Source organism: Paenibacillus sp. Y930 (assembly GCF_056786375.1).
Genome location: NZ_JBXCIX010000002.1, coordinates 36134 through 59380, shown reverse-complemented (window position 1 = coordinate 59380; position 23247 = coordinate 36134). Strand labels below are relative to the sequence as shown.

Here is a 23247-nt window from a genome sequence, read left to right as displayed (position 1 = left end):
TTCGGCAGGTTTCCAAGACCACTTTATGCTATTCTATAGTTGTACAATCAATTTGAATCGTTACAATAGACTTTATTGAATACTAGGTGGTGCTGAAAGTAATGAAGAATGACGAGAAAAAAAAGGCAAGTAGAAATAAAACAATGACACTCGATGCCATTGAAATAGAAAAGTATAGAAGCAGACTAGTTGTTCTAACCAAACAGGCAGCTCCGCAGGAATTAATAAATAAAACAATCCATCAAAATCTTTTTGAAGCACTTGATCATTTACCAGATCAATTTGTCGATTTAATGTTTATCGACCCACCATATAACCTTACAAAAAATTTTAATGGCAAAACATTTAATCAAATGAATAATCAAGAATACACAGATTGGCTAGATTCCTGGTTTTCTCGTATCGTTAGAGTTCTTAAGCCTAATGCTACCGTATATATATGTGGCGATTGGCGTTCAAGCCACTCTATTTTCGAGGTCGCTTCCAAACATTTGAATGTTCTAAACCGAATCACTTGGGAAAGAGAAAAGGGACGAGGAGCTTTAAGTAACTGGAAAAATGCGTCCGAAGATATTTGGTTTTGTACGAAATCGAATGATTATAAGTTTTATGTAGACCGAGTAAAAATGAAACGTAAAGTCATTGCCCCCTATAGAAATGAGGACGGTAAACCTAAAGACTGGGAAGATAATGACGATGGAAAATACAGACTTACATTCCCATCTAATATGTGGACGGATCTAACGGTACCATTCTGGTCAATGGCTGAAAATACGGATCACCCTACTCAAAAACCCGAGAAGCTGCTCGCTAAAATAATACTTGCGAGCTCCGATGAGAATGATGTTGTTTTTGATCCCTTTATGGGCTCTGGAACTACTTCTGTTGTAGCAAAGAAATTAAATAGAAACTTTGTAGGTATCGAACTCAACGAAACATACTGTTGTCTAGCTGAAAAACGTCTTGAGCTTGTAGAGTCAGATTTCTCGATTCAAGGTTATTCCGAAGGCGTCTTTTGGGATCGGAATACGCTTCAAGCACAAACTAAATCCTTATCCGGTTCTAAACAAAAAAAACTTAGTACGAGTCATACAACAAATCAAAGTACTGACGTAGTTAAGCGCGATTAGTTTTCACTATTCAATCTTGATCGAAAATAGAGCAGTATCCTTATAGATTAGAATCTAAAAGAATACTGCTCTTGAACATTGCTTGTGTTGTGTTAACACAACACAAGGATTAAGTGTTTTTTAAAGCTATTGCTGTACGCTTGCTCTCTAGCATTTACTCCGATACCGCTTGAATCGTTCCGTATGCTCAATGATCGACATCCACATCATTCCAACTTGGTTGAACATCCTCTACTAGTTGAATGCCATACACGCTGTTAATCATGGCTAAAAGCAAAATCCTCCTGTGCCTTGAAATGATATTCATGCCGCTATCGTCAGTTTCCTTCTTCCTTCAGCTGCTGTTGACTAGGTTCGACTGGAGATTTTACGAGACTACGATCTATAAATTGAGAAATATCATGTCCACTTGGATTTTGGAAGACTCGAAGATCAAATGCCGGTGCTACTGCAAAAATATGATCAAAGATGTCCGCCTGAATCGATTCATAAACTGTCCAATTGGTATCGTTGGTGAAAGCATAAATTTCCAAAGGTAATCCATTGTCCCCTGGCGCTAACTGCCTAACAATGAGCGTCATTTCCTGATGAATTTTCGGATGATTTTTGAGATATTGATGAACATACTCTCTGAATACACCAATGTTTGTAAGCTGTCTTCCATTCACGTTATTCGAAATATCGATTCTATTTTTACTATTATACTCTTCAATTTCACTCACTCTTGTCGAAATATATTCCGTAAGCAAATGAATGTTTTTAAATTCATCAGTCATTTCCTTCGTACAAAAATGTATGCTGCTTGTATCTATATAGAGGCTGCGCTTAATTCGTCTTCCTCCCCCAGTCTGCATGCCCCTCCAATTTTTGAATGAATCTGAAATTAGAGCATAACTAGGAATCATCGTAATCGTTTTATCAAAATTTCTAACCTTTACTGTATTCAATGTGATATCAATTACGTCGCCGTCTGCATTGTATTTAGGCATCTCAATCCAGTCCCCTACACGTACCATATCGTTGGAAGATAATTGAATACCTGCCACTAAACCTAATATCGAATCCTTGAAGATTAACATCAAAATAGCCGAAAGTGCACCAAGACCACTGAGAATGATCAACGGATTCTGTCCGATGAGAATCGAGATGACTACAATGGCGCCCGCGATGAATAGAAATATTTTCACAACCTGGATATATCCCTTAATTGGTTTGATCTTGGATACTGCAAACGAACGATATATATCATCAAAAGCATTGAGCAACGCATTCAGAACCGCTATAACCACTATAATGATATAAATGGATGCGCCCTCTCTAATTAAAGTTTGATATATCGGAAATACAGAACTAAAATAATAAATAATGATGGCTGGTACGATATGAGACAGCTTGCGGAACACTTTTTTCTCCAATATAATATTATCCCATGTGTACTTATTGTTCATAATAATATGGGTTATGATCTTCAATACAATTGTTTTTGCTATATAGTTTGCCAATATACAGAGCCCAGCAACAAACATAATCATAATAATATTTGAAAGATACACAGCAGTTGCCGTTCCTATTCCGTATTCTTCTAGTTGACTTTTTATAAACTCCATTCCATCCTCCTATACAATCTGTATTAGCATATAATTATAAATTAGTTTTCACTACTAAGCAAAAAAAGCTTCCCTTTAAAAATAAAAACCCGCTTCAGCCAGCGCTAAAGTCGGGTTCTATACTTGTTTATTAAGTAAAACGATAATAGATCAGCATCATTGTGGACAAAGCAAAGATGAAATTGAGTGAAACAAAGATTAACCGGTCCATCCTTCTGCTATGTATCTCAACAGGGGGCTTATAGAAGCTGACTCCCTCTATAATGAAAATAATTAAAACAATGTGGATCATGAAATGCCCTACTAGTTCCGTCATCCCGAACAGCATCGTTGTAGATACAAAAATCAAAGTAAGCACGGCAGAAAGAATACGATTCAAGATACCCACCACGAGTAAATAGCCCACAATAAACTCGATAAAAGCAGTCATGACGATAAATACCCCAGGAGCAAATCCAAACGTCGGCACCCCATGATTCTCTATTATATCAAGTGCCATCGATGGGAAAACCCATTTTTCTATAGCAACCCAACACAACGATAACCCTGTTCCTAAATATAGGAGCGGCATCGCCCAAGATTGTCCTTGTGTTCGATGAAGTAGCAACGCACCGACGATTGCCAAGTAGAAACCATAATCCAGCATATGAAACCAACCGACTGATAATGTTAGCATTACTAATAGTACTAGAGTTACCAGTGCCCCTGCCTTTGTCGCGATGTAGTGAGGAATCACAAGTAAAACTATAGCGATCCACAACAAACTAATTTCCAGCGTTGAGGTAATCTCAAATTCTGGTACAAATAACGTACCCGAAAACACCTGAATTAGTAAAGCTGCTGCCAAACCGTATTTCAATATCGTAAACGTATGGCTCCGCCATTGATCGAGAGTACGATCCACAGCTGCCAAAGGACTCCATTTAGACATGGAAGGCAATACCTGTGTTAATACAGCCAGCAAGACTGCAGTAAATAATGTTAATCCCAAAAATAAGGGAGACATTATATTCGTTATCGTTTCCTTTTCCGGCGCAACGTCAGTAAACCACTTGACATGTGCTTCTGCCACATTCCCTCCCGAACTGAGGAGGAACAAGCCCGCAAGCAGAAAAACCGTTACTTTTTTCATGTAAAATCATCCTTTTCATCATTTCTTTGTACATCGTAACAGATAACGGAAAATGTGACAATTTAAAAGTAAAAGGGCTCCTACAAAGTAGGAGCTCGACCCGAAGGAACAGTTATTATGTCTCTAACACACTAGCTTCTCTAGAATAATCATAGTTTTAGTGTTACCTAGTAAGCGCCTACAACTGATCCATTTAAAACAACTTAATTTTCTTAGTTATTTTATATAAAACATTATATAGTTTCTTACTATCCATAGGTGAGTGTATCATAGCTTCAAGCATTGTATTTGCATCAACCTCTGCCCAATCTATAAAATATCCAGATTCAAGCGCTATGCAACGAATGAATTCACGTTGAGCACGACCATTCCCCTCCCTAAATTGATGGAGTACATTGAGCTCTGTAAGATAATAAGTTAATCTTTCTATAAATAAATCGAAGGATAAATTTTTTAGTAGATCCTCGTTCATTAGTTCATTAAGCACATAATCAGTTTGTCTAACTAAAAATTTTACATTAGCAAATCGAAAATTATCTTTAGCAATATCCTCATCACGTAATTCACCTGCAAAAGGATAAATATCCTTGAAAATAAATCTATGAATATTACATAGATGGTTGCGATCGTATCTACCCTTCAGAGGTTTTAAATTAAGTAATCTTAATCGGTCTGCAGTTACGATTCTTTCAAACGCATCCAATTGTTTTTGTTCTGTAAATTCAGGGATATTGATTAATACCTCACTATCAGGATAACAATATCTTGAATTACTTTGATCATACATTTTTGGCAATTTCCATTGCTCGAGATAAAAATTCAGCGTTACTTAACTCACCCTTGGCCTTTTTTAATATTAATTGTTCTTCTTGAGTAGTAAGGTGTAATCCTTCAATCGCAAGTGATGCTTTAGCATTGAGTAAAGCATTCATTTTTCTTGTTTGAGAATATCTTTTCACAATCAACATCCTCTTCTTACTCCGACTTACTACATTTATATTCATATAGTTTGTCCACCTTTCCTATCTCACATACCCTTTACATTTCATTATAACAAAATAACAGTAATGATAGCGTTCTTTCTTCAAATCACATTATATGACTCAGCAGAAGGAGCAATATTCCACCCTCGTTGGTACCTCAACCTCAGAAGCTCTACAAGTCCGTTTAATTTTCTGCTTATACCAATAACACCAATCCATACGCTCGTAAATTACAACTTGTCGCTCTTCTTCATTATTTTCGTAGTATTGAAGTTCTACCTCTAATTCTTCCTTAGTGAACACGCCGTATTGACCAGAGTCCTCACAAGAATAGCAATAAAACCAACCATTAATATAAATATTTTCATCAGTGCCCAATACATCTCCACAGCTTCCTTCACACTATTTATTAAAATAATGTCTATTCCACCTCATTACTACTATACACAGGCTTCTTCTAGTATTCTTATGTTATATATTAATATTGTCATTGAAATTCACAATAATTTTCAGCAATATTAGTTAAGTAAGTAGCAATATAAGTGAATGCGCTTTCATTAATATGTGTTATTGTTTATATTAACCTTAGAAAATCTCTAGATATCTCTTATATTCAGTACTAACTTAAGGGGGGAGTCAAATTTCTTTAATGATTCACACACCGACAAATATTGCGCTTAATAACAACAGGATATATGTGCAATCACGCTTAGACGAATGGCAATATCAATGGCCCTTGCATACACACAAAGGATTAGAAATCTTCTACTTTATACAAGGTCAAGCTAATTATATCATCGGTGATACAATCTATGAGTTATTACCAGGGGATATGTTGTTATTTAGTGGGGATGTCACCCACAGGGTTAATCCATCGAATGATGTTAAGTATGTAAGAAGCTATATCAATTTTTTGCCTTCATTTATCGAGGATGAATTATCAACTGAATTATATTCAAAGCTCATTAAGCTATTTGATAATTCTAATGGTTTACGCATTCAATGGTTACCTGAAGAGAGAGATGAGATAGAGAAATATTTCGCAACGCTGTATAACGAAACTCAAAAAGAATTAGTAGGCTATAACTATATGTTGACATCATCTTTAGCCCAGCTGCTTATTCATATCTATCGTAAGTCTAAATATCTTGTGGAATTCACACCATCTGCTCAACCAACTAATAGTCAAATGACTGTTCAACGTATTCTGCAATATGTGAATCAAGTCTACAAAGAGAATCAAAGCTTGGATACATTGTCTGTTAACTTACATCTAAGTAAGTACTATATGTGCCATTGCTTTAAGGAAGTTACAGGCTACACAATCAACAGCTACATTATGCGTAAACGAGTAGATGAGGCCAAGAGATTACTTGTTGAAAGTCAAGATTCTATCAACGAAATTGGTGAAATGATTGGATTCAATTCTACTATTCATTTCAGTAGAACATTCAAACAATATGCGGGTGTATCACCGCTAGCTTTTCGAAAAGCTAGTGAAAATATATTAAGGGGATGAACATTATGAAATTCAATTCAAAGGGTTTGTTATTATTAGTGTTTACTTTAGTTCTAAGTTTAGTTGTGGCTGGATGCGGATCAAATAATAAACCAGGAGAAACTGGTGGTGATTCCGCTAAAAAAGACGTCAAGCTAGATTTTGTATGGTTCTCAGATGGTGATGAGGGCAAAGTTATGGAGAATATTATCGCTGACTATAAGAAAGAAAATACTCATGTTGATATTCAGTTAATTGAAGTCGCTTACAATGATTTAGCTACAAAACTAAAAACAATGATCTCTGGTGGTAAACCCCCTGCATTAGCGCGTATTAGTACTTCTGAGATTGGTTCCTTCTCTAATTTTGCGGTAGATCTAGGAGAACAGCTTGGTGGTGTTGATAGTTTCACATCGCAATTTATCGATTCAATTAAGCCTTACTATGTTATTGATAATAAAGTTGTAGCTTCACCAATGGATGTTACTGCAAATGGAATTATGTATAACAAAACGTTGTTTGATCAAGCCGGTGTAACTGTTCCTACTTCCAGTGATGATATCTGGACTTGGGATGAGTTCAATGCCTCACTTAAAGAAGTAATGGACAAATCTGATGCGAAATACGGTCTAGTATGGGACTTCACACCGCATCGTTGGTCTACACTACTGTATCAATTTGGCGGCAGCATGATCAATCCGGAAGGAACAGAAGGAACGATTAACAACGAAGCTGGTATTGAAGCCGTTAATTATTTCAAAAAAATGCATGATGATGGCATTATTCCTACATCCGTATGGTTAGGTGGAGAAAATCCAAACAATCTGTTCCGTACAGGTACCGTTGCTGCTCATCTTTCTGGTAACTGGATGGTAAGTAGCTACAAGGATATTACTGATTTTGAATGGGGCGTAACGTATATGCCAATTGCAAAAAACCGTTCTTCCGTTCCAGGTGGTAAATTTGTAATGGCATTCCAAAAGTCAGGCGTTGAAGAAGAAGCAGCTAAGTTTATTGCTTATCTTTCAAGTAAAGAAACTAACTCTAAATTCAACCAAGAATCACTATTTATGAGCCCTCGTAAAGATAGTGCTGACCTAGACTATGCGTTCGGCAAAGATATGTTTGCACTGTTTGCAGATGAACTTAACAATACGATCCCTGCTGCTGCAGAAGATTGGTCAAAACAAACGATCATCCCTAAATTCAGTTCTGATCTGAAAGACGGTTTAGTTGAAGTTATTGCTGACGGTTCATCTGCAGAGGATATGCTTAATGACATTAACGATCAAATTAATGAAGCGATTGCTGATGCTAATGATAATTAAAGATTAAAGATAGTAGGGCTACTGCATCTATGTAGCCCTACTATTGATTATGAGGAGGCTAGAGTGAATTGACAACTAAACCTATTACTGTGCTGCAACCTAATCCAAGCACTAAAAAAAAGAGAAAACTACAAATCGCTCCTTACCTATTTGTACTTCCTAATTTATTGATTTTCACTATATTTATAGTCATTCCTACTTTACTTGGAGTAATCTACTCTTTTCATAACTATGATGGATTGAATCCTATGAAATATATTGGATTTGAAAATTACGCACATATTTTCACAGATGATAAATTCTGGTCAACTTTAGGGAAAACTTTAACCTACGCAATGATCGTAGTACCGTTAATATACGTATGCGCACTAGGAGTAGCAATCTTACTTGTTCAGCAAGTTATTATGAAAGGTTTTTTCCGAGCTATATTCTATTGGCCAACTATGATCTCATTTATTATCGTTGGTTTAACATGGAGATGGATTTTCGGAGAGCTAGGTATTATCAATGCATTACTAGTTGCTTTCGACAATGAACAAATTACATTTTTGGCTAACCCCTTTTTTGCGAAAGTTGCTGTTATTATCGCAGCAGTTTGGTCAAGATTAGGATTTTTCATGGTACTTTTTGTAGCAGGCTTACTTGCTATTCCTAAAGACTTTTATGAAGCGGCTCACTTAGATGGTGCATCTAAAGTAAATGCTTTTTTCCATATAACTTTACCATTGCTAAAACCTACAACACTGCTTGTCGTTATGCTATCCATGATTGAAGCATTCAAAGCTTACCCGCTGATGTTCGCTCTAACGGGTGGTGGACCTAACAAGGCAACAACCTACATCGTTCAATATATTTATGAAACGGGCTTTGCGAAACAAGAATTAGGGCTAGCAAGTGCTATGTCCGTTGTACTATTTATTATTATTACAATATTCACCGTACTACAATTCAAGCTGACTAAAGGGGGAGAAAATTAATGACGCCTTCAAAATCACAAAAAATATTAACCTATGTTCTATTAATTACTTTTTCCGCCCTTTGGTTATTTCCAGTATTATGGATATTCCTGTCTTCATTCAAAAGCAATAGTGAGCTCTATCAGTTCCCACCTACATTTCTACCACAGCAGTTCACTATAGAGCATTTTGTTAATGCCTTTGAAAAGGGTAACTTCGGTAAGTATTTCCTTAACAGTGCCATTGTAGCTATTACTTCTACGATCTTACTGTTGCTTATTAACTCGATGGCTGGATATGCCCTAGCGAAGTATAAATTCAAAGGTGGCACCTTCATATTGCTAGCCTTTATCTCCACTTTAATGATTCCATTGGAAGTTATTATGATTCCGATCTTCAAAGTACTAAGCTTTTTAGGTCTATATAATTCATTGCTAGCCTTGATTATCCCACCGGCAGCAACGCCTACAGGTGTATTTATGCTTCGTCAATATTTACTGACGATACCTAATGAATTAATAGAAGCGGCAAGAATCGATGGAGCCGGCGAATGGAAAATTTATTGGAGAATTATATTGCCTTTATGTCAGCCTATACTAGCTGCACTTGCTATCTTCTCCTTCATGTGGAGATGGGATGACTTCCTATGGCCATTAATTGCGATTAGTGATCCAAGCAAATATACGGTTCAGCTCGCTTTGTCTAACTTTATTGGAGAGTTCAATGTAGATTGGGGCAGCTTGCTTGCCATGTCTGTCATTACGATGATTCCAGTATTGATTGTCTTCCTAATTTTCCAAAAACATTTGGTGAATAGTATGGCGACTTCTGGAATGAAATAAAAACTTCATGTGAATTTAATAGATAGGAGAGAAAAACATCATGCAGGTTAGCACAATTTTATTAGAGATAAAAAACCACTCGAATTTCATCGAATTAGTAACCGATGCTGCGAAGTTTCAATTGTTCGCATTAACAGACGACATTATTCGTATTCGCTGTTGTTTTGAGGAGGAGTTTACTAAAGATTCGTCTTACTCCTTGATGATGACAGCATGGGAAGATGAAATGGACCATGTGATTAAGGATAGAACTAGAGTAAAGGCATTATCAATTGATTTACAGGATCAAGGTGAATATTATTCTTGGTCCTCCAACAAGCTTGTTGTAAAAATATACAAGTTACCCTTTGCTATTGTTATAGAGGATTTGAATGGGCAATTACTACATCAGGATATTGCCAATAAGAGCTATGTCCAGGATGAATTAGGTCGAAAACATCATTATTCCTCCATGCAAGATGATGATTATTATTATGGATTTGGTGAAAAGAGCGGACAACTGAATAAGAAGAACCGTAGACTTCGTATGCATAATGTAGATACGATTGGCTATAATTCTGAAAGCACTGATCCGCTTTATAAACATATCCCCTTCTATATCAAATTTAATAGTAAGCAACGTACAGCATCAGGAATGTTCTATCATAACACCTATGATTCTACCTTTGATGTTGGCTCCGAACGAAGTGGATATTGGCCAAAATACTCCTTCTACACCGCCGATGGTGGAGAATTAGATTATTTCTTTATTAATGGTCCAACCATTAAAGAGGTTGTAAAGCGGTATACTGATCTAACAGGAAAAAGTATATTAACACCGAAATATTCATTAGGATATTTAGGATCAACGATGTTCTATACCGAGCTGGAAACACGCTCAGATGAAGCCATTATCGGCTTCCTAGAAAAGTGTAAAGCGGAAGGAATTCCGTGCGACGGCTTCTTTATGTCCTCGGGGTACACTACGGGTGAAGACGGAAAACGATATGTATTTAATTGGAATTATGATCGATTCCCAGATCCAGCAGCGTTTGTGAAAGCAACAGAGCAGCATGGAGCTACGCTATCACCTAATATTAAGCCGGGGATGCTATTGACTCATCCACTGTACAAAGAGTTTTCAGAAAAAGAATTGTATGTCAAGGATGAAAATAACGATCAGCCTGTCGTGGACCGCTATTGGGGCGGACCAGCTTCGTTTGTTGATTTTACCAATCCAAAGGCTAGAGAACTTTGGAAAAAGTATGTAAAACAACAGTTACTAGATAACGGTATAACGGCAATTTGGAATGATAACAATGAATATGAAATTCAGCAATCCGACGCACATTGTCACTATGAGGGACTAGGCCAGCCTATATCCGCATTATCTTCTGTTATGCCCAATATGATGGCATTGACTGCTGTGGAGGCTATTCAAGAGCACGATGATACTATCAGACCCTATGTCGTAAATCGTGCTGGATATGCAGGCATCCAGCGATATGCTCAAACTTGGGCAGGCGATAATTCTACAAGTTGGAACAGTCTAAAATATAATATTCCATTGATTCTAGGTCTTGGTCTCTCCGGTGTCGCCAATCAAGGCTGCGATATCGGTGGCTTCTATGGACCAGCACCTGAACCAGAATTATTTGTCAGATGGGTACAAAATGGTGTTTTCCAACCTAGATTCTCTATTCATTCGTCCAATACAGATAATACAGTGACTGAGCCTTGGATGTATCCAAGCTATACGAAATATATTAGAGATGCGATATCTCTTCGATATGAATTGCTACCCTACTTCTATTCCTTGCTATATGAATCATCTACATTAGGCTCACCAATGATGCGTCCTCTTGTATATGAATTTGAAAATGATCCACAAGTATGGGATGAAAGCTTTGAATTTATGCTAGGATCTTCTATATTAGTAGCCAATGTTGTTGAGCCAGGTGTAACGACACATCGTATATACTTACCATCTGGTTACGATTGGATAGAATGGAAATCCAAGAAGAGGTATGCCGGAGGAGTCACTATTGAAATGGCTGTTCAGCTTGATTCCATCCCGATGTTCATTCGCAGTGGTGGAATTATTCCATTAGCTAATCAACTTATGAGTATTCATCAAGATAAGATTAACCACATGAAATTGCTCATTGAAGGCTCAAGCGATGGTTCGTTCATCTACTACGATGATGATGGCATGTCTCAATCCTATAAAAACAATCAGTATGTTAAAACAAACATCTCTTTACAGGTTGGTAAGGAGTCTACAATTTCATTCCAGTCCGAAGGGGAGTATGTATCAACGATTGAAACCTATGAGATTCAATTCATCTGTAAGGACGTTAGTCCTGTAACGATCACACTTGGACAACAAACCTTACAAAGATATTTGGATGAAGATCAGTGGAAACAAAGTGAAAGTGGTTGGTATTTCAATATTGAGCAAAAAGTAGCTCAAATTAAATATAATAATCCACTTTGTGATCATGAGGTGAAAATTAATTTTTCAGTTAAGGATTTAATCTCAATTTAACATTAATCCACACTGAGCATTGATATCGAGCTCTGCAATAAGAATTGCTATTAACTCTGTAAGTAACTGAAAAAGTGCGTGTCGATATGTAATCGATACGCACTTTTTATTTTAATAATACATCTAAGGGAGGCGAAGTGCTTGCTTTCTCATCCACATCGTTGCTACCCACTTTTCCCCTTCGATCACTGGTGTACCTGCATGCAAGGTCAAATCATTTAATTGTTGATTACTGTAAAAGTATTCGAAGTAAACCGCCATACCTTTGTTAGGTAAAACAGATAAATTAAGCATGGGAAACGCTGTTTCCCCGCCTTCCTCCACATCATTGAGATACATTACGAGCGTACTAATTCGATTATTAGCACTTGCTCGACTCGTTTCTGCGAAGAAATCATAATGAGGTTGGTACTCTTGGCCAGGGGTATACAGCAGAACTTGCAAGCCATCACCATGCGCGATAGGAATATTCATAATTTGCGAGATTCTCTTCTCGATTTTTGTAATCGTTTCATTCTCCTCACAAAATACCCCGCTACTCGTTCTAATTTGATTAACTGTATGATTTCCACCTATTTTTGAACGTTGTAATTGCTCTTTAGATTGTGTAATTAGCTCGTCGCATTCCTCATCACTAAGCACATTTCCTAGTACGACAATTAGAGGTTCCTCATACTTGGCAACAATTCGAATCTCACGATCTTCTGTCTTGATCGTATTTCCTACATGATCAAATATCGTCCGTTCTTTCTCTGGAGTATTCCCTAACATCCTTATCCATCCCCTATGTTATGACACTCATCACAGTACCATAAAATGGAATGAATTACTCTGTTAATTTTAATAATTTCATATACTCTAATTCAATTAAAAAATAACTTCGAGTTCTATTTACTATATATCTTAAATAACTATAGTAGATTGTTAAGTTATTGTAGTCAAAGCATCTTTAATAGCCTTTATAATCAACTTTAGGGAAGATATCGTGTTTTAAATTTGTGTAAGCGCTTAATAATTTGTGGATTATTTCAGGAGGGAAATGTAAAACAATGAGTATACAACTTAATAAAACCATCTCACTTTTTCTTGTATCCGCTTTAATTATTCCATTAGGCTGCCGTGCTCCAATTCCGGAAGTAGCTGAGGCAGAGCAGAATATTCCAGTTCTTTTGTATCACCGCGTTACGGATACTCCAATAAATGACTGGACTGATACAAACACGAAAGATTTCAAGCAGCATATGCAATATCTTGATGATAATGGTTTTAACACGCTTACTGCCAAACAATATGTAGATATTATGAAAGGCAATGAAAAAGCTCCAGACAAACCAATTTTACTAACATTTGATGATGCTACCCCTGACTTTATTGAAACTGCAGTGCCAATATTGAATAATCACGGGATGAATGCCGTGCAATTCGTAGCTAGTGGCTGGATCGGCGGTGGCTACAGTATGTCACTCGTACAATTAGAAGCACTTGCAAAAAATCCAAATATTAGCATCCAAAATCATACTGTAAACCATGCCGAGAAAACTTGGAAGACGATATCTGAGGCAGATGCTTCTACTGAAATGGCTACTGCTAATGCGTTCATTAAAGGTATTACGGATGAAGACCCTATTCTTTTCGCTTACCCATATGGCGACTATAATGAAAATGCTCAAGCGGCAGCAGCAGCGAATGGCATCCAATATTCATTTAAAGTCGGCTATCCGAATGAAAGTGATCATACCATGGGTCGTCATTATGTGCTAATGAGCACTACATTAAGCGAAATTTCCAAATGGATTGGTGGACCTGCACCAGCAGCTACACCTATGGAACCAACAACTTGAAAAACGATATCGCATGAAACCTTTGCAAACGGTCAAGGTTTCGCTGATCAATCAGGTAGTCCTAAACTGGATCTTGTCACTAACTACGAAAAAGAAAAGGCATTATAAGCGGATACCAGTTTATAACAGGACTCCCCTGGATAATGCCTTTTCCTTTTATATTATATAATAAACAAGAACACCTTCTTCACTCCGAGAGTATCCGTTTTTGACCTGTAAGTTCTTGAATCGGCTTAATGTTTTGAGTGAATTCAAGCGCACCTAAATACTTCCCTTCTTCATCCCTTACAGAAAAATAGCGAATATAGATAAATTTATCTTTCAACGGGATCCAGAAATCTTCCTCATCTTTGACACCTGCTTTGAAATCAGCAAGCAACTGATTTACAACATGAACACTTTGCGGAGGATGGCAATTCTGAACACTTCTACCGATAACCGCCTTGGTACGAACGAAGATTCTTTCTTTACCATGTGAAAAATATCGCACGATATCATTCTCATCGATAAAAGTCAGGTCGACCGGTAAATGATTTAAGATGGATTCAAGCTGCCTGACCGATAAAACACCTGTACTCATTCGGATGTATCCTTCTTGTAGCGGAGAAGAGCCTAACCCATTATCTGCGCCAAGTTCAGCTGCTCTCTTGGGAATCCATACTTGATCCGGTGCAATCAGACAATAACCCACTTCTTCACTTTGGGCAGCAATTTGAAGCCATTCATCTTCCGTCAATTTTCCTAGAGCCATAGGTAATAAGATATTTTCTTCTTTATAGATCATTTCTGTCATTTCGTTTAAGACCCGTTTTGCTAGATCTACTACTATCTCTGCATTGCCATCAAAATTAGTGAGTTTGGATTTCACTTCTTTTATTCCAATTCGGATACCATCATCTACTGCCCACATCACCTTGGTCGGTCCAAAGATTCCGTATTTTTCGAGGAAAGGAAACAGTATATTTTCTTTCCGGCTGTAGTGTTTATCTACATCATATAGAAGACTGAAATCCTCCAGCAATTTAAGACGATTTGCCTCCCCATGATCCTTAAGAAATCGCTCCAGATGCAGTGCGATTTTGAAATTTATTAGCAGATCAATTTCTCGGTTCTCCATTTTAAAGGTATGAATAGGATGTCCCGGCCGCTCTTCAGGTTTGTGAGCATTGTGAATTTCTTGGATGGAACCTTTGAACACAGCAGCATGCACACTGCACAGTCGCTGTACTTCGGTTACCGGTATTCCTTCCTCCTGCATCAGCACCTCTTCTAGTTCCGAAATTTCATCAACTGATATATCACCTACAGCATCATTAAATTTTGACTTTACTTCCTCCACACTTTTTCCACGGTGAAGCTCTATAATGATTTCCTTGAGCAAGTGTATACGATCAGGTCGCTGAGCAGAAATGCCATTCTCACGGTTATTAATTAATTCACTCATGTTCTTCACCTCTGTTTTTTTCTATATATAAAGTTAAACTTCTTTCATACTTACTTCTATAAATTAGCATCTCCGAACTGCATTGCTTGTGATTTAAAACACTTTAAAAATGGATATTCATTGAACAAAGGAAGAGGGTACCGAATACATGACTCGGGCGAAACAATCAGAAACACTAGCCTAGCATTTTCGCCCCTACGAAATGTCTACAAAAACAACAAAAACCCCGACCTTATATGATCGGAGTTAATGATGGCGGAAAAGAATCGCACACTAGATCTCCCACGCAAGAGTTTAGAGTGTTTTCACTTTCAATACAGCTATATAGTTGGGAAACCTTTCACCAAATCAACAGCTTTTAAAAGCTTTTGTGTCACAATGTCAGCTTCTTCAATGTGACTATTTACTATAGCATTGGCTTCGTTAAATAATTCTGCTGTCCTTTTGAAGCTATTAAGTACATCTTCACTTGAAGATTTTTGATTTTGGATATCACTTAATAGTTTTTTCACTTCATTCTGGACATGCTCTATCATTTGAAGAAGTAAATTCATATGCTCAGATGTTTCTGTACTTGTTTTCATTCCTTGTTCTACAAGATTCACATTATTTTTCGTATCTGCGTATGCCTTCAGTATTTGCTCTTGTGTTCTTTGCGTTAAATTGACAATATCCTCTGTACTAATTTTAGTATTCTCAGCAAGCTTGCGCACTTCGGCCGCCACAACAGCAAAACCTTTTCCATGCTCCCCAGCTCTTGCCGCTTCGATTGAGGCGTTCAACGCTAATAAATTGGTCTGACTTGAAATATCACTAATTACCTCTACAATTTCTTCAATTTGCTTGGACAGCTCACTTAGCTCATTCATGTTGTCAGATGTCTGCTTAGATTGTTCGCCTATACGATCAATGATATTCTCTACAGCATTCACTGCTTCCATACTATCTTGAGATACGATTGCCATCTTATCAGAAGAATCTATCAATAATATTCCGTTTTCAAGTACCTGTTCTGAGATCTGATTAGATTCAATCGTATTATTTTCAACGCTATTAAATTCTGTTAATATATTCCCTAGCATTTTTCCAATTTGGTCATGTTGATCGTTCACAATATCATGCTGTTCTATAGTAGAAATCAATTCTTTATGTAATTCATTTAAAAATATTTGAAATGCATGCTCTTTTGTATCTAATTCTGCATTCAGTTCATCTATTTTTTTCTTAAATAACTCAATATCTTCTTTTTTTGTTTTGAAAGTAAACATAGACTTTTCCACTCCATTCTTAGAAACTATCTTATTACCTGCTATTCTAAGCTCTTAAAAAAATATTATCAAATTAAATTTTGTTTTCTTCGGCTATAACTTTGATAGCTATGCTAAAATCAATCTATTCATTCATATATAGAGGAGTGTAAATGCATGACCGATGTTACCTTATACCGGAATGAGGCATTGCCTTTTTTGGAAGCAAAGCTATGCCGAAAGAGCGACCTGGTTTATCAGAAACATTTTCACGAGGAGTACTCCATCGGTTTGATTGACGAAGGAGAAACAGAGGCGTGGTGCGAAGGTATGGTATGGCGCGTAGAATCAGGACGAATGATCAGCTTCCCACCGCGTATGCTCCATGCATGTCAGCCTGCCGAGAATGCCAAGTGGAAATACAAAATGCTTTTCATTAACCCGAAATGGTTCGAACAAATTGAACTGCCTCATATGGACTCTCTTCAAATTCCATTTTTACTCGAGGATGGAAAGAACGAAGCTTGCAGTAAACTTCTCAATCGTACAATGGAGTATCTAACTATTAACGGCACTCCACTGGAAATTGAAACCTCATTAATCCAACTTGTATTCACTCTTACAAACAAACATGCTTCTGACCTTACGCATCAATCGCATAGCTCACTAGAACAGAAGTACGTTAAACGACTCAAAGAATACATTCATGTGAATTACAAGGATCGAATAACACTCGAGATGCTGGAGCAAGAGACAGGAATCAGTCGTTATCATCTCATTCGTATGTTTAAGAAAAGCACCCATTTACCTCCCCACGCCTATCAGAATTTGCTACGCATCAATCATGCCAAGACAGAACTTAAAAAACGTAGACCCATTGCCGAAATAGCAGTAGACACTGGCTTCTATGATCAGAGCCATTTTACAAAAGCTTTTGCTAAAATTGTAGGTGCAACACCTCAAACTTACGCGATGTTCGTATAGAATAGAGCAATTTTTTACAATCCCTTCTTTTGTCTTGATTGTACACTAGAATATAGAGACAAGAGGAGGAATAACTTTATGGCGACAACGATTGATTTGGAAAAGAATTTTACCGAGGCACTGAAATCTATAGCTCGACGAGCCGATCTAAAAACTTATATTGCGCAGACACCAGTTATTTACCAGCTACTGCAACGTGCGGCGACAAAGTATGTGGCAGGAGATAATAGACAAGCTGGTCTGGAGGTTGGACGGAAACTGATTGATAAAGGTTATCTGATTTCGATCGAATATATTGGTGAAAATACGACAGATGTCCAATCTTGTGAAGCGGCGCTACTTGAGATGAAGCAGCTCATTCAAGATCTTGAAGAACGTAAAATAACGGCACGTGTATCGTTCGACCTTTCCCACATAGGGTTATCGGTAGACGAAGAGTTAGCATTCCAACAACTGACATCATTGGCCGAGCGAGCTCAGCTAGGTGGCATTGAATTGTTTATCAGTATGGAGGAATCAGATAAAACTGAGGCAATTCTTGCTGTCTATAAACGCGCTGTAGCCATCTATCCGAATATTGGCATCACATTACAAGCCCAGTTACATCAAACGGCTCAGCACTCGAGCAACTTAGAGGCAAACCCTAGCCGAATCCGACTAGTGAAGGGAGCTTATCAAGAACCTGAGCAGCTTGCACTTCCACGTTCAGAAGCTTTAAACGAGCGCTATTTACAGCACCTGGAGCAAATCATTGGAAAAGATCATCACGTATCCATTGCAACCCATGATGAACGTATTATAAATGAGGTGATCAAACGTGGATGGGCTCAAAAGCCATGTGTAGAATTTGAAATGTTATATGGTATTCGACCAGATTTGAGCAGTAAATTGAAAAACGAGGGATATCCGGTTCGCATCTATATCACCTATGGCCATGAGTGGTATTTGTATTTATGCCATAGGATCGCCGAGTATCCCCCAAATTTATTCCAAGCTTTTATTGATATTGCATCTGATGAGCCAGTAGACTCGGTTAAAGATTATGAGTAATTACATTACTTGCCAACAACTCCCCAAAAGCATGGCTTCGGCTCATGCTGGTCGTTGAACAAGAACGGCCAGGTTTTACGTTCTTTCCCTGGAAAATAATCGAGCCAAGTATAATCGTCCGATGCTCCCCAGAACGTCACGCTCGTAATCACGTCTTTATACGACCGAAACAAGTTGAATATTTGCTCGTACTGCTTGGCCTGTTGCTCAATCATCGCTTCGGTTGGTATCATTACCTCTCTACGCTTGTCATCATTACCAAACAACGGAAGATCTAGCTCCGTAATGTGCAATTGCAGGCCCAAGGAGGCATACCGTTCAATGGCGATGCGAATATCCTCGATCGACGGCTCGTAAATATTCCAGTGTGCCTGCAGGCCTATCCCGTGAATTGGCGCACCACGATCAAGTAACTCCTTCACGAGCTTGTAAATTTTTTCACGCTTAGTAGGAACCGTCTCGTGGTAGTCGTTGTAGAACAGCAAAGCCTGTGGATCCGCTGCATGGGCGTACTCGAAAGCTTTCTGTATATAATCTTCACCGATCAATTCGAGCCAACGGCTTTGACGCAGCAAATCCCCGTCTTTGTCCTGGATCGCCTCGTTCACAACGTCCCAGCAGTAGACATCACCGCGATACCGTCCGACAACGGTATCAATATGCAATTTCATACGATTGAGCAGTTGTTCCCTATCGATGGGTTCACCGTTCTTTCCTTCAAACATCCAATCTGGCGTTTGATTATGCCACACCAGCGTATGACCGCGAAGACGCATATCATGCTCTTTCGCGAATCGGACGATCTGATCGGCCTTCTCGAACGTAAAGACGTTCTCCTCTGGTTGAAGCTCGATTGGTTTCATATCGTTTTCGGCGGTCAAACTATTATAATGACGAGCGATTAACGAACCGGCTGAGTCCAGAATAACTGGACTTACTGCCGCACCTATTGGAAATTCCTTCGCGAACGCTTCGTGCAGCGATGGGATATCTCCCCCATTTCCTCTAGCCGACGGTACTTGTTCATAACCGATATTCCTGTTCATAACTTTCAGCTCCCTCTCTATTCATTCGAATGTCGCGATCAGCCCTTGACGCTACCCATAACAAGACCTTTCATGAAATACTTCTGCAGGAACGGATAGATGACCAGTACAGGCAACGACGCTAAGAACACTTGCGCTGCCTTGAATGTGCGGTCAGATACCTCATTCATATCTAACAGTTCATTGCCCGATACCGAGTTAAGCTCCGGCGTAATAATAATCGTCTGCAAATAGCTTTGTAGCGGATAATTCGCCTGTGAATTCATATAGATCAATCCATCAAACCATGCATTCCAATGCCCAACTACCGAGAAGAGCGAGATCGTGGCGATTGCCGGCACTGAGAGTGGTAAAAAGATTGACCATAAAATGCGCCATTGGCCTGCTCCGTCAATTAATGCTGCCTCTTCGATTTCCTTCGGTATATTGCGGAAGAAGTTCATTAATAAAATAACGCTAAAGACCGGTACCGCGCCAGGAAGTACGAGTGCCCAGATCGAATCTAGTAATCCGACTTCCTTGATCGTGATATAAGTGGGAATTAAGCCCCCGCTAAACAACATAGTAACGATAAAAAACCAAGCGTAAATATGACGATAGCTGAATGTCGATCTTTCCTTGGCTAGCGGGTAAGCTGTTAGGATCGCCAGCAGAATGTTAATGCTATATCCGAGCACAACTCGTTTGAGCGAGACAGCAAATCCAGCTAGAAATTCAGGCTTCGATAGTGCATATTGATAAGAAGCAATCGTAAAATCCACCGGCCAAAAATTAACGTAACCACCCGACGCTGCCGCTTTAGAACTGAAAGAAATAGCTAATACGTTAATTAACGGCAAAATGCACAATAATGAGGCAAGAAGTAATATGGCAACGTTGGCCACAAGGAATACTTTACGTCCAGTTGAAAGTTTATGCATGATCATACCCCCTTAGAAAACCCGATAGCCGGCATATTTATTCGCAAGCTTGTTGGACCATACGATTAGACCAAAAGCAATGACCGATTTGAACAGGCCAACCGCCGTCGCCACACCATACTGCGCTTCGATGAGACCGATTCGGTAAACAAAAGTATCAATAATATCGCCAGTGCTGTAGACCATCGGGCTGTACAAGTTGAACACTTGCTCAAAACCCGCATTCAATACGTCACCTAAGCTGAGTACGGTCATCAGCGTAATGATCGGCATCATGCCGGGCAGTGTAACATGCCATGTCTGTTTCCAACGGTTAGCTCCGTCAACAACGGCCGCTTCGTACAGCTGTTGGTTGATGGCGGTCAATGCCGCCAAGTATATGATTGTGCCGTAGCCGAAGCTTTTCCATGTATCAGAGATGACGAGCGTATACGGGAACCAATTCTCATTACCAAGGAAAAATATCGGTTTTATGCCGAAATAGCCAAGGAATTGATTGACGATACCGCTGGATGGCGACAGAATATCAACGACAATGCCACCGAGAATGACCCAAGACAGGAAATGAGGAAAATAAATGATCGTCTGCACCGTCCGCTTGAAGAAGGCATTTGCCACTTCATTTAGCAGAAGTGCAACAACAATCGGCACGATCAGACCAGCTATAATTTTTAAGACCGCAATAAACACCGTATTCCACAACACGTTTGTGAAATTTGGCATGTTCATCATATACTCGAAGTTGTCGAACCCGATCCACTTCGAGTTGAAAATGCCTTTGGCAGGCTGAAATTTCTGAAAGGCAATAATGATACCAGCAATCGGTATATAACTGAAAATTATGGTGAGGACGACCCCCGGAATTAACATAAGGTGAAAAGGGATTTCCTGCAGCTTCTTGTTCCAGGACATGACGTCACCTCCTATGTAGAATAAAGATAGGGAAAGCCATTGAATGCTTCCCCCATCGCCTGATCTATACGTACTATCGATACAGCGATCTTACTGCTTGGCAGCCCATTCGTTGACTTCTTTCGTAATCTGCTCTCCACCAAGCTTATTCCAATCTTCCACGAACTTATCGAACGTATCGAGCGATTGTCCCATAATAACTTTGGTGAATACTTCTTCTTCCATCTGTTGAAGAGAAGCCATCTTCTCGACCATAGTCGGCGTCGATCCACCGTAGTAACCATCGAGCAAGTAATTGTCTTCTTGTACATACTGATCAATGACGTCGAAGCTACTCGGCGTGCCGAAGATGCGATCTTGTCCCCACTCCGCCCGGTTACCTGAGCGATGATCGACAATTCTGTCGTAGTAGGATTTCTCTTCCGTCGTCAAGCTAGACGGATCATTTGCTTCCAATGCTTTCAGGACGTTGTGATGAGCGTTCAGGTTCTTCATAGCGGGCTCTGGTCCAATGAAGTTATACAAGTATACTGGAACACCGCTTTCGCTAACTCCAAATCCCGTATCGGCCGGGGCATCCGGAGCAAAGCCTTCCATGCTGAAATTGAGTAATTTGATGATCGCTTCTGGATTTTTGCTCTTCTTACTGACCGCATAGTAAAGCTGTACCGGAACTTTACCCATCGGCGTCGCTTTCACCTCATCGGCGGATACGACTGTGAATGCCTTCCACTCTGCATTCGGATCATTCGTTGCGTTGTCTTGAATAACAGCGCCCGGAGAGGACATTCCGCCATAGAACATGCCGAGCTTACCGCTGACAACTGACTCAGTCACTTTGGCGCGATCCTTAACTCCGAATTCCTGATCGATTAATCCTTCTTTATACATCTCTTGAAGCAATTGTAACCCTTCTTTAATTTGCGGTTGAACGCTACCGTAGACTATATTTCCGGAATCATCCTTTACCCACTTTTGCGTATAAGCATGGAAACCTGCGAAGTAGCCTGCTGCACCGAAATGATTATCCGTCAGGAACGACTTCGTGAAGCCGATACCGATCGTGTCAGCTTTGTTATTACCGTCAGGATCTTGCGTGACAAAGGCTCTGGCGATGTTTACCACATCTTCCATCGTGTTTGGCTCAGGCAACTTCAGCTTATCCAGCCAATCTGTTCGAATATGAAGAATCTGCAAACCGTCTACCGCCGATGCTGTCTTTGGAATGGCCATTAGGCGATCGTTGATTTTCGCTGTATCGAATGACTTCTGATCCTGCTGTAGAATTTCCTTAGCAAGCGGGCTTGCGTATTGTTCATACACGTCCGTCAAGTCATATAGCATGTCATTGTCGGCCAAATCGGTCAGTTGCTTATTCGTCAGCCACATTACGTCTGGCAAGTCGCCAGAAGCTATGGTCACATTCATTTTTTGCTCGAATTGCTCAATCGGAACAGTCCACGTGTATTTCAAGTTGATGCCCAGATCGTTCAGGTACGCTTTGGTGTAAATATTATCCTCAATGGTGTCTCCGTTCTCGTACTTGTACGTGGATTCCGTATAACGCCAGGCCGTAACGTCTACCGGCGGATCATACTTGGCCGTTATATCGACCGACGGAGCAGTGGAAGCGCCAGGCTGATTTTCTGGAACCGGTGAATTGTTGTTTCCTGTATTGTTCGAACCACAAGCCGATAACATGAGCATGCCAACCATGGTCAGCAACGCAGTTGCCTTTGCTTTTCTCTTCATATTCATTGACCTCCCTTTATAAGTTCAAGATATTGCTTACTCAAATGA

Annotated in this window: 21 protein-coding genes; 9 read left to right on the top strand and 12 right to left on the bottom strand. The window is 39.2% G+C overall.

From position 1 onward, the window contains the following. Window positions 1-101: 101 nt before the first annotated feature. Window positions 102-1130 (top strand): DNA-methyltransferase, encoded by a 1029-nt coding sequence (locus AC1TO5_RS05840; RefSeq protein ID WP_482061873.1) that lies wholly within the window; start codon window positions 102-104, stop codon window positions 1128-1130. Window positions 1131-1447: 317 nt separating this feature from the next. Here the strand turns inward: AC1TO5_RS05840 and AC1TO5_RS05835 are convergent, their stop codons facing one another. From AC1TO5_RS05835 to AC1TO5_RS05815, 5 genes are all read right to left on the bottom strand, one after another. Then, a complete protein-coding gene (locus tag AC1TO5_RS05835) occupies window positions 1448-2737 on the bottom strand; it encodes a mechanosensitive ion channel family protein (protein WP_482061872.1) in 1290 nt (429 codons plus the stop codon). 130 nt (window positions 2738-2867) lie between these two features. Next, window positions 2868-3869 (bottom strand): hypothetical protein, encoded by a 1002-nt coding sequence (locus AC1TO5_RS05830; protein ID WP_482061871.1) that lies wholly within the window; start codon window positions 3867-3869, stop codon window positions 2868-2870. Window positions 3870-4062: 193 nt separating this feature from the next. Next, window positions 4063-4656, bottom strand: coding sequence for a Fic/DOC family protein (locus tag AC1TO5_RS05825; protein WP_482061870.1), 594 nt, complete (start codon window positions 4654-4656; stop codon window positions 4063-4065). Then, entirely contained in the window at window positions 4649-4873 is a 225-nt protein-coding gene (locus AC1TO5_RS05820; protein ID WP_482061869.1) for an antitoxin VbhA family protein, read from the bottom strand. The genes AC1TO5_RS05825 and AC1TO5_RS05820 overlap by 8 nt, the downstream gene beginning before the upstream one ends. Before the next feature lie 99 nt (window positions 4874-4972). Next, window positions 4973-5230, bottom strand: coding sequence for a hypothetical protein (locus tag AC1TO5_RS05815; protein WP_482061868.1), 258 nt, complete (start codon window positions 5228-5230; stop codon window positions 4973-4975). A gap of 271 nt (window positions 5231-5501) precedes the next feature. Here AC1TO5_RS05815 and AC1TO5_RS05810 point away from each other — a divergent pair, with 271 nt between their 5' ends. The 5 genes from AC1TO5_RS05810 (at window position 5502) to AC1TO5_RS05790 (ending at window position 12003) form a co-directional block, all read left to right on the top strand. Next, entirely contained in the window at window positions 5502-6371 is an 870-nt protein-coding gene (locus tag AC1TO5_RS05810) for an AraC family transcriptional regulator (protein ID WP_482061867.1), read from the top strand. A gap of 5 nt (window positions 6372-6376) precedes the next feature. Continuing rightward, window positions 6377-7678, top strand: a complete 1302-nt coding sequence (locus AC1TO5_RS05805) for an ABC transporter substrate-binding protein (protein WP_482061866.1) — start codon at window positions 6377-6379, stop codon at window positions 7676-7678. Window positions 7679-7746: 68 nt separating this feature from the next. Further along, complete coding sequence (locus tag AC1TO5_RS05800) at window positions 7747-8655, top strand: carbohydrate ABC transporter permease (protein ID WP_482061865.1); 909 nt, start codon at window positions 7747-7749, stop codon at window positions 8653-8655. Next, window positions 8655-9476: a carbohydrate ABC transporter permease gene (locus AC1TO5_RS05795; protein ID WP_482061864.1), complete on the top strand. Its 822-nt coding sequence runs from the start codon at window positions 8655-8657 to the stop codon at window positions 9474-9476. Before AC1TO5_RS05800 ends, AC1TO5_RS05795 begins: the two co-directional genes overlap by 1 nt. A gap of 40 nt (window positions 9477-9516) precedes the next feature. Further along, the gene (locus AC1TO5_RS05790) at window positions 9517-12003 is read left to right on the top strand and encodes a glycoside hydrolase family 31 protein (protein WP_482061863.1); all 2487 of its coding nucleotides are present in this window, start codon (window positions 9517-9519) and stop codon (window positions 12001-12003) included. A 123-nt stretch (window positions 12004-12126) separates the two neighbouring features. Here AC1TO5_RS05790 and AC1TO5_RS05785 read toward each other — a convergent pair whose 3' ends face one another. Next, window positions 12127-12774 carry a 2OG-Fe(II) oxygenase gene (locus AC1TO5_RS05785; RefSeq protein ID WP_482061862.1) on the bottom strand — a complete coding sequence of 216 codons (648 nt, stop codon included), beginning with the start codon at window positions 12772-12774 and terminating at the stop codon, window positions 12127-12129. A 278-nt stretch (window positions 12775-13052) separates the two neighbouring features. Between AC1TO5_RS05785 and AC1TO5_RS05780 the strand changes: the two genes are divergently transcribed. Further along, window positions 13053-13844: a polysaccharide deacetylase family protein gene (locus AC1TO5_RS05780; protein WP_482061861.1), complete on the top strand. Its 792-nt coding sequence runs from the start codon at window positions 13053-13055 to the stop codon at window positions 13842-13844. 187 nt (window positions 13845-14031) lie between these two features. On the opposite strand, the gene AC1TO5_RS05775 is transcribed toward AC1TO5_RS05780, so the two are convergent. Next, entirely contained in the window at window positions 14032-15288 is a 1257-nt protein-coding gene (locus tag AC1TO5_RS05775; RefSeq protein WP_482061860.1) for a DUF438 domain-containing protein, read from the bottom strand. A gap of 320 nt (window positions 15289-15608) precedes the next feature. Next, complete coding sequence (locus AC1TO5_RS05770; RefSeq protein ID WP_482061859.1) at window positions 15609-16556, bottom strand: methyl-accepting chemotaxis protein; 948 nt, start codon at window positions 16554-16556, stop codon at window positions 15609-15611. Window positions 16557-16712: 156 nt separating this feature from the next. Between AC1TO5_RS05770 and AC1TO5_RS05765 the strand changes: the two genes are divergently transcribed. Continuing rightward, window positions 16713-17519, top strand: coding sequence for an AraC family ligand binding domain-containing protein (locus AC1TO5_RS05765; RefSeq protein ID WP_482061858.1), 807 nt, complete (start codon window positions 16713-16715; stop codon window positions 17517-17519). Window positions 17520-17597: 78 nt separating this feature from the next. Continuing rightward, entirely contained in the window at window positions 17598-18569 is a 972-nt protein-coding gene (locus AC1TO5_RS05760; protein WP_482061857.1) for a proline dehydrogenase family protein, read from the top strand. Window positions 18570-18574: 5 nt separating this feature from the next. Here AC1TO5_RS05760 and AC1TO5_RS05755 read toward each other — a convergent pair whose 3' ends face one another. From AC1TO5_RS05755 to AC1TO5_RS05740, 4 genes are all read right to left on the bottom strand, one after another. Then, the gene (locus AC1TO5_RS05755) at window positions 18575-19615 is read right to left on the bottom strand and encodes an endo-1,4-beta-xylanase (RefSeq protein ID WP_482061856.1); all 1041 of its coding nucleotides are present in this window, start codon (window positions 19613-19615) and stop codon (window positions 18575-18577) included. Between the two features lie 38 nt (window positions 19616-19653). Then, a complete protein-coding gene (locus tag AC1TO5_RS05750) occupies window positions 19654-20535 on the bottom strand; it encodes a carbohydrate ABC transporter permease (protein ID WP_482061855.1) in 882 nt (293 codons plus the stop codon). 12 nt (window positions 20536-20547) lie between these two features. Next, complete coding sequence (locus AC1TO5_RS05745) at window positions 20548-21447, bottom strand: ABC transporter permease (protein ID WP_482061854.1); 900 nt, start codon at window positions 21445-21447, stop codon at window positions 20548-20550. 90 nt (window positions 21448-21537) lie between these two features. Continuing rightward, entirely contained in the window at window positions 21538-22920 is a 1383-nt protein-coding gene (locus tag AC1TO5_RS05740; RefSeq protein ID WP_482061853.1) for an extracellular solute-binding protein, read from the bottom strand. Window positions 22921-23247 lie beyond the last annotated feature (327 nt).

What these genes read in the sequence shown, in the direction of transcription:
- AC1TO5_RS05840 (WP_482061873.1), top strand. Translation starts at nt 102, where the DNA reads ATGAAGAATGACGAGAAAAAAAAGGCAAGTAGAAATAAAACAATGACA.
- AC1TO5_RS05835 (WP_482061872.1), bottom strand. Translation starts at nt 2,737, where the DNA reads ATGGAGTTTATAAAAAGTCAACTAGAAGAATACGGAATAGGAACGGCA.
- AC1TO5_RS05830 (WP_482061871.1), bottom strand. Translation starts at nt 3,869, where the DNA reads ATGAAAAAAGTAACGGTTTTTCTGCTTGCGGGCTTGTTCCTCCTCAGT.
- AC1TO5_RS05825 (WP_482061870.1), bottom strand. Translation starts at nt 4,656, where the DNA reads ATGTATGATCAAAGTAATTCAAGATATTGTTATCCTGATAGTGAGGTA.
- AC1TO5_RS05820 (WP_482061869.1), bottom strand. Translation starts at nt 4,873, where the DNA reads ATGAATATAAATGTAGTAAGTCGGAGTAAGAAGAGGATGTTGATTGTG.
- AC1TO5_RS05810 (WP_482061867.1), top strand. Translation starts at nt 5,502, where the DNA reads ATGATTCACACACCGACAAATATTGCGCTTAATAACAACAGGATATAT.
- AC1TO5_RS05805 (WP_482061866.1), top strand. Translation starts at nt 6,377, where the DNA reads ATGAAATTCAATTCAAAGGGTTTGTTATTATTAGTGTTTACTTTAGTT.
- AC1TO5_RS05795 (WP_482061864.1), top strand. Translation starts at nt 8,655, where the DNA reads ATGACGCCTTCAAAATCACAAAAAATATTAACCTATGTTCTATTAATT.
- AC1TO5_RS05790 (WP_482061863.1), top strand. Translation starts at nt 9,517, where the DNA reads ATGCAGGTTAGCACAATTTTATTAGAGATAAAAAACCACTCGAATTTC.
- AC1TO5_RS05785 (WP_482061862.1), bottom strand. Translation starts at nt 12,774, where the DNA reads ATGTTAGGGAATACTCCAGAGAAAGAACGGACGATATTTGATCATGTA.
- AC1TO5_RS05780 (WP_482061861.1), top strand. Translation starts at nt 13,053, where the DNA reads ATGAGTATACAACTTAATAAAACCATCTCACTTTTTCTTGTATCCGCT.
- AC1TO5_RS05775 (WP_482061860.1), bottom strand. Translation starts at nt 15,288, where the DNA reads ATGAGTGAATTAATTAATAACCGTGAGAATGGCATTTCTGCTCAGCGA.
- AC1TO5_RS05770 (WP_482061859.1), bottom strand. Translation starts at nt 16,556, where the DNA reads ATGTTTACTTTCAAAACAAAAAAAGAAGATATTGAGTTATTTAAGAAA.
- AC1TO5_RS05765 (WP_482061858.1), top strand. Translation starts at nt 16,713, where the DNA reads ATGACCGATGTTACCTTATACCGGAATGAGGCATTGCCTTTTTTGGAA.
- AC1TO5_RS05760 (WP_482061857.1), top strand. Translation starts at nt 17,598, where the DNA reads ATGGCGACAACGATTGATTTGGAAAAGAATTTTACCGAGGCACTGAAA.
- AC1TO5_RS05755 (WP_482061856.1), bottom strand. Translation starts at nt 19,615, where the DNA reads ATGAACAGGAATATCGGTTATGAACAAGTACCGTCGGCTAGAGGAAAT.
- AC1TO5_RS05750 (WP_482061855.1), bottom strand. Translation starts at nt 20,535, where the DNA reads ATGCATAAACTTTCAACTGGACGTAAAGTATTCCTTGTGGCCAACGTT.
- AC1TO5_RS05745 (WP_482061854.1), bottom strand. Translation starts at nt 21,447, where the DNA reads ATGTCCTGGAACAAGAAGCTGCAGGAAATCCCTTTTCACCTTATGTTA.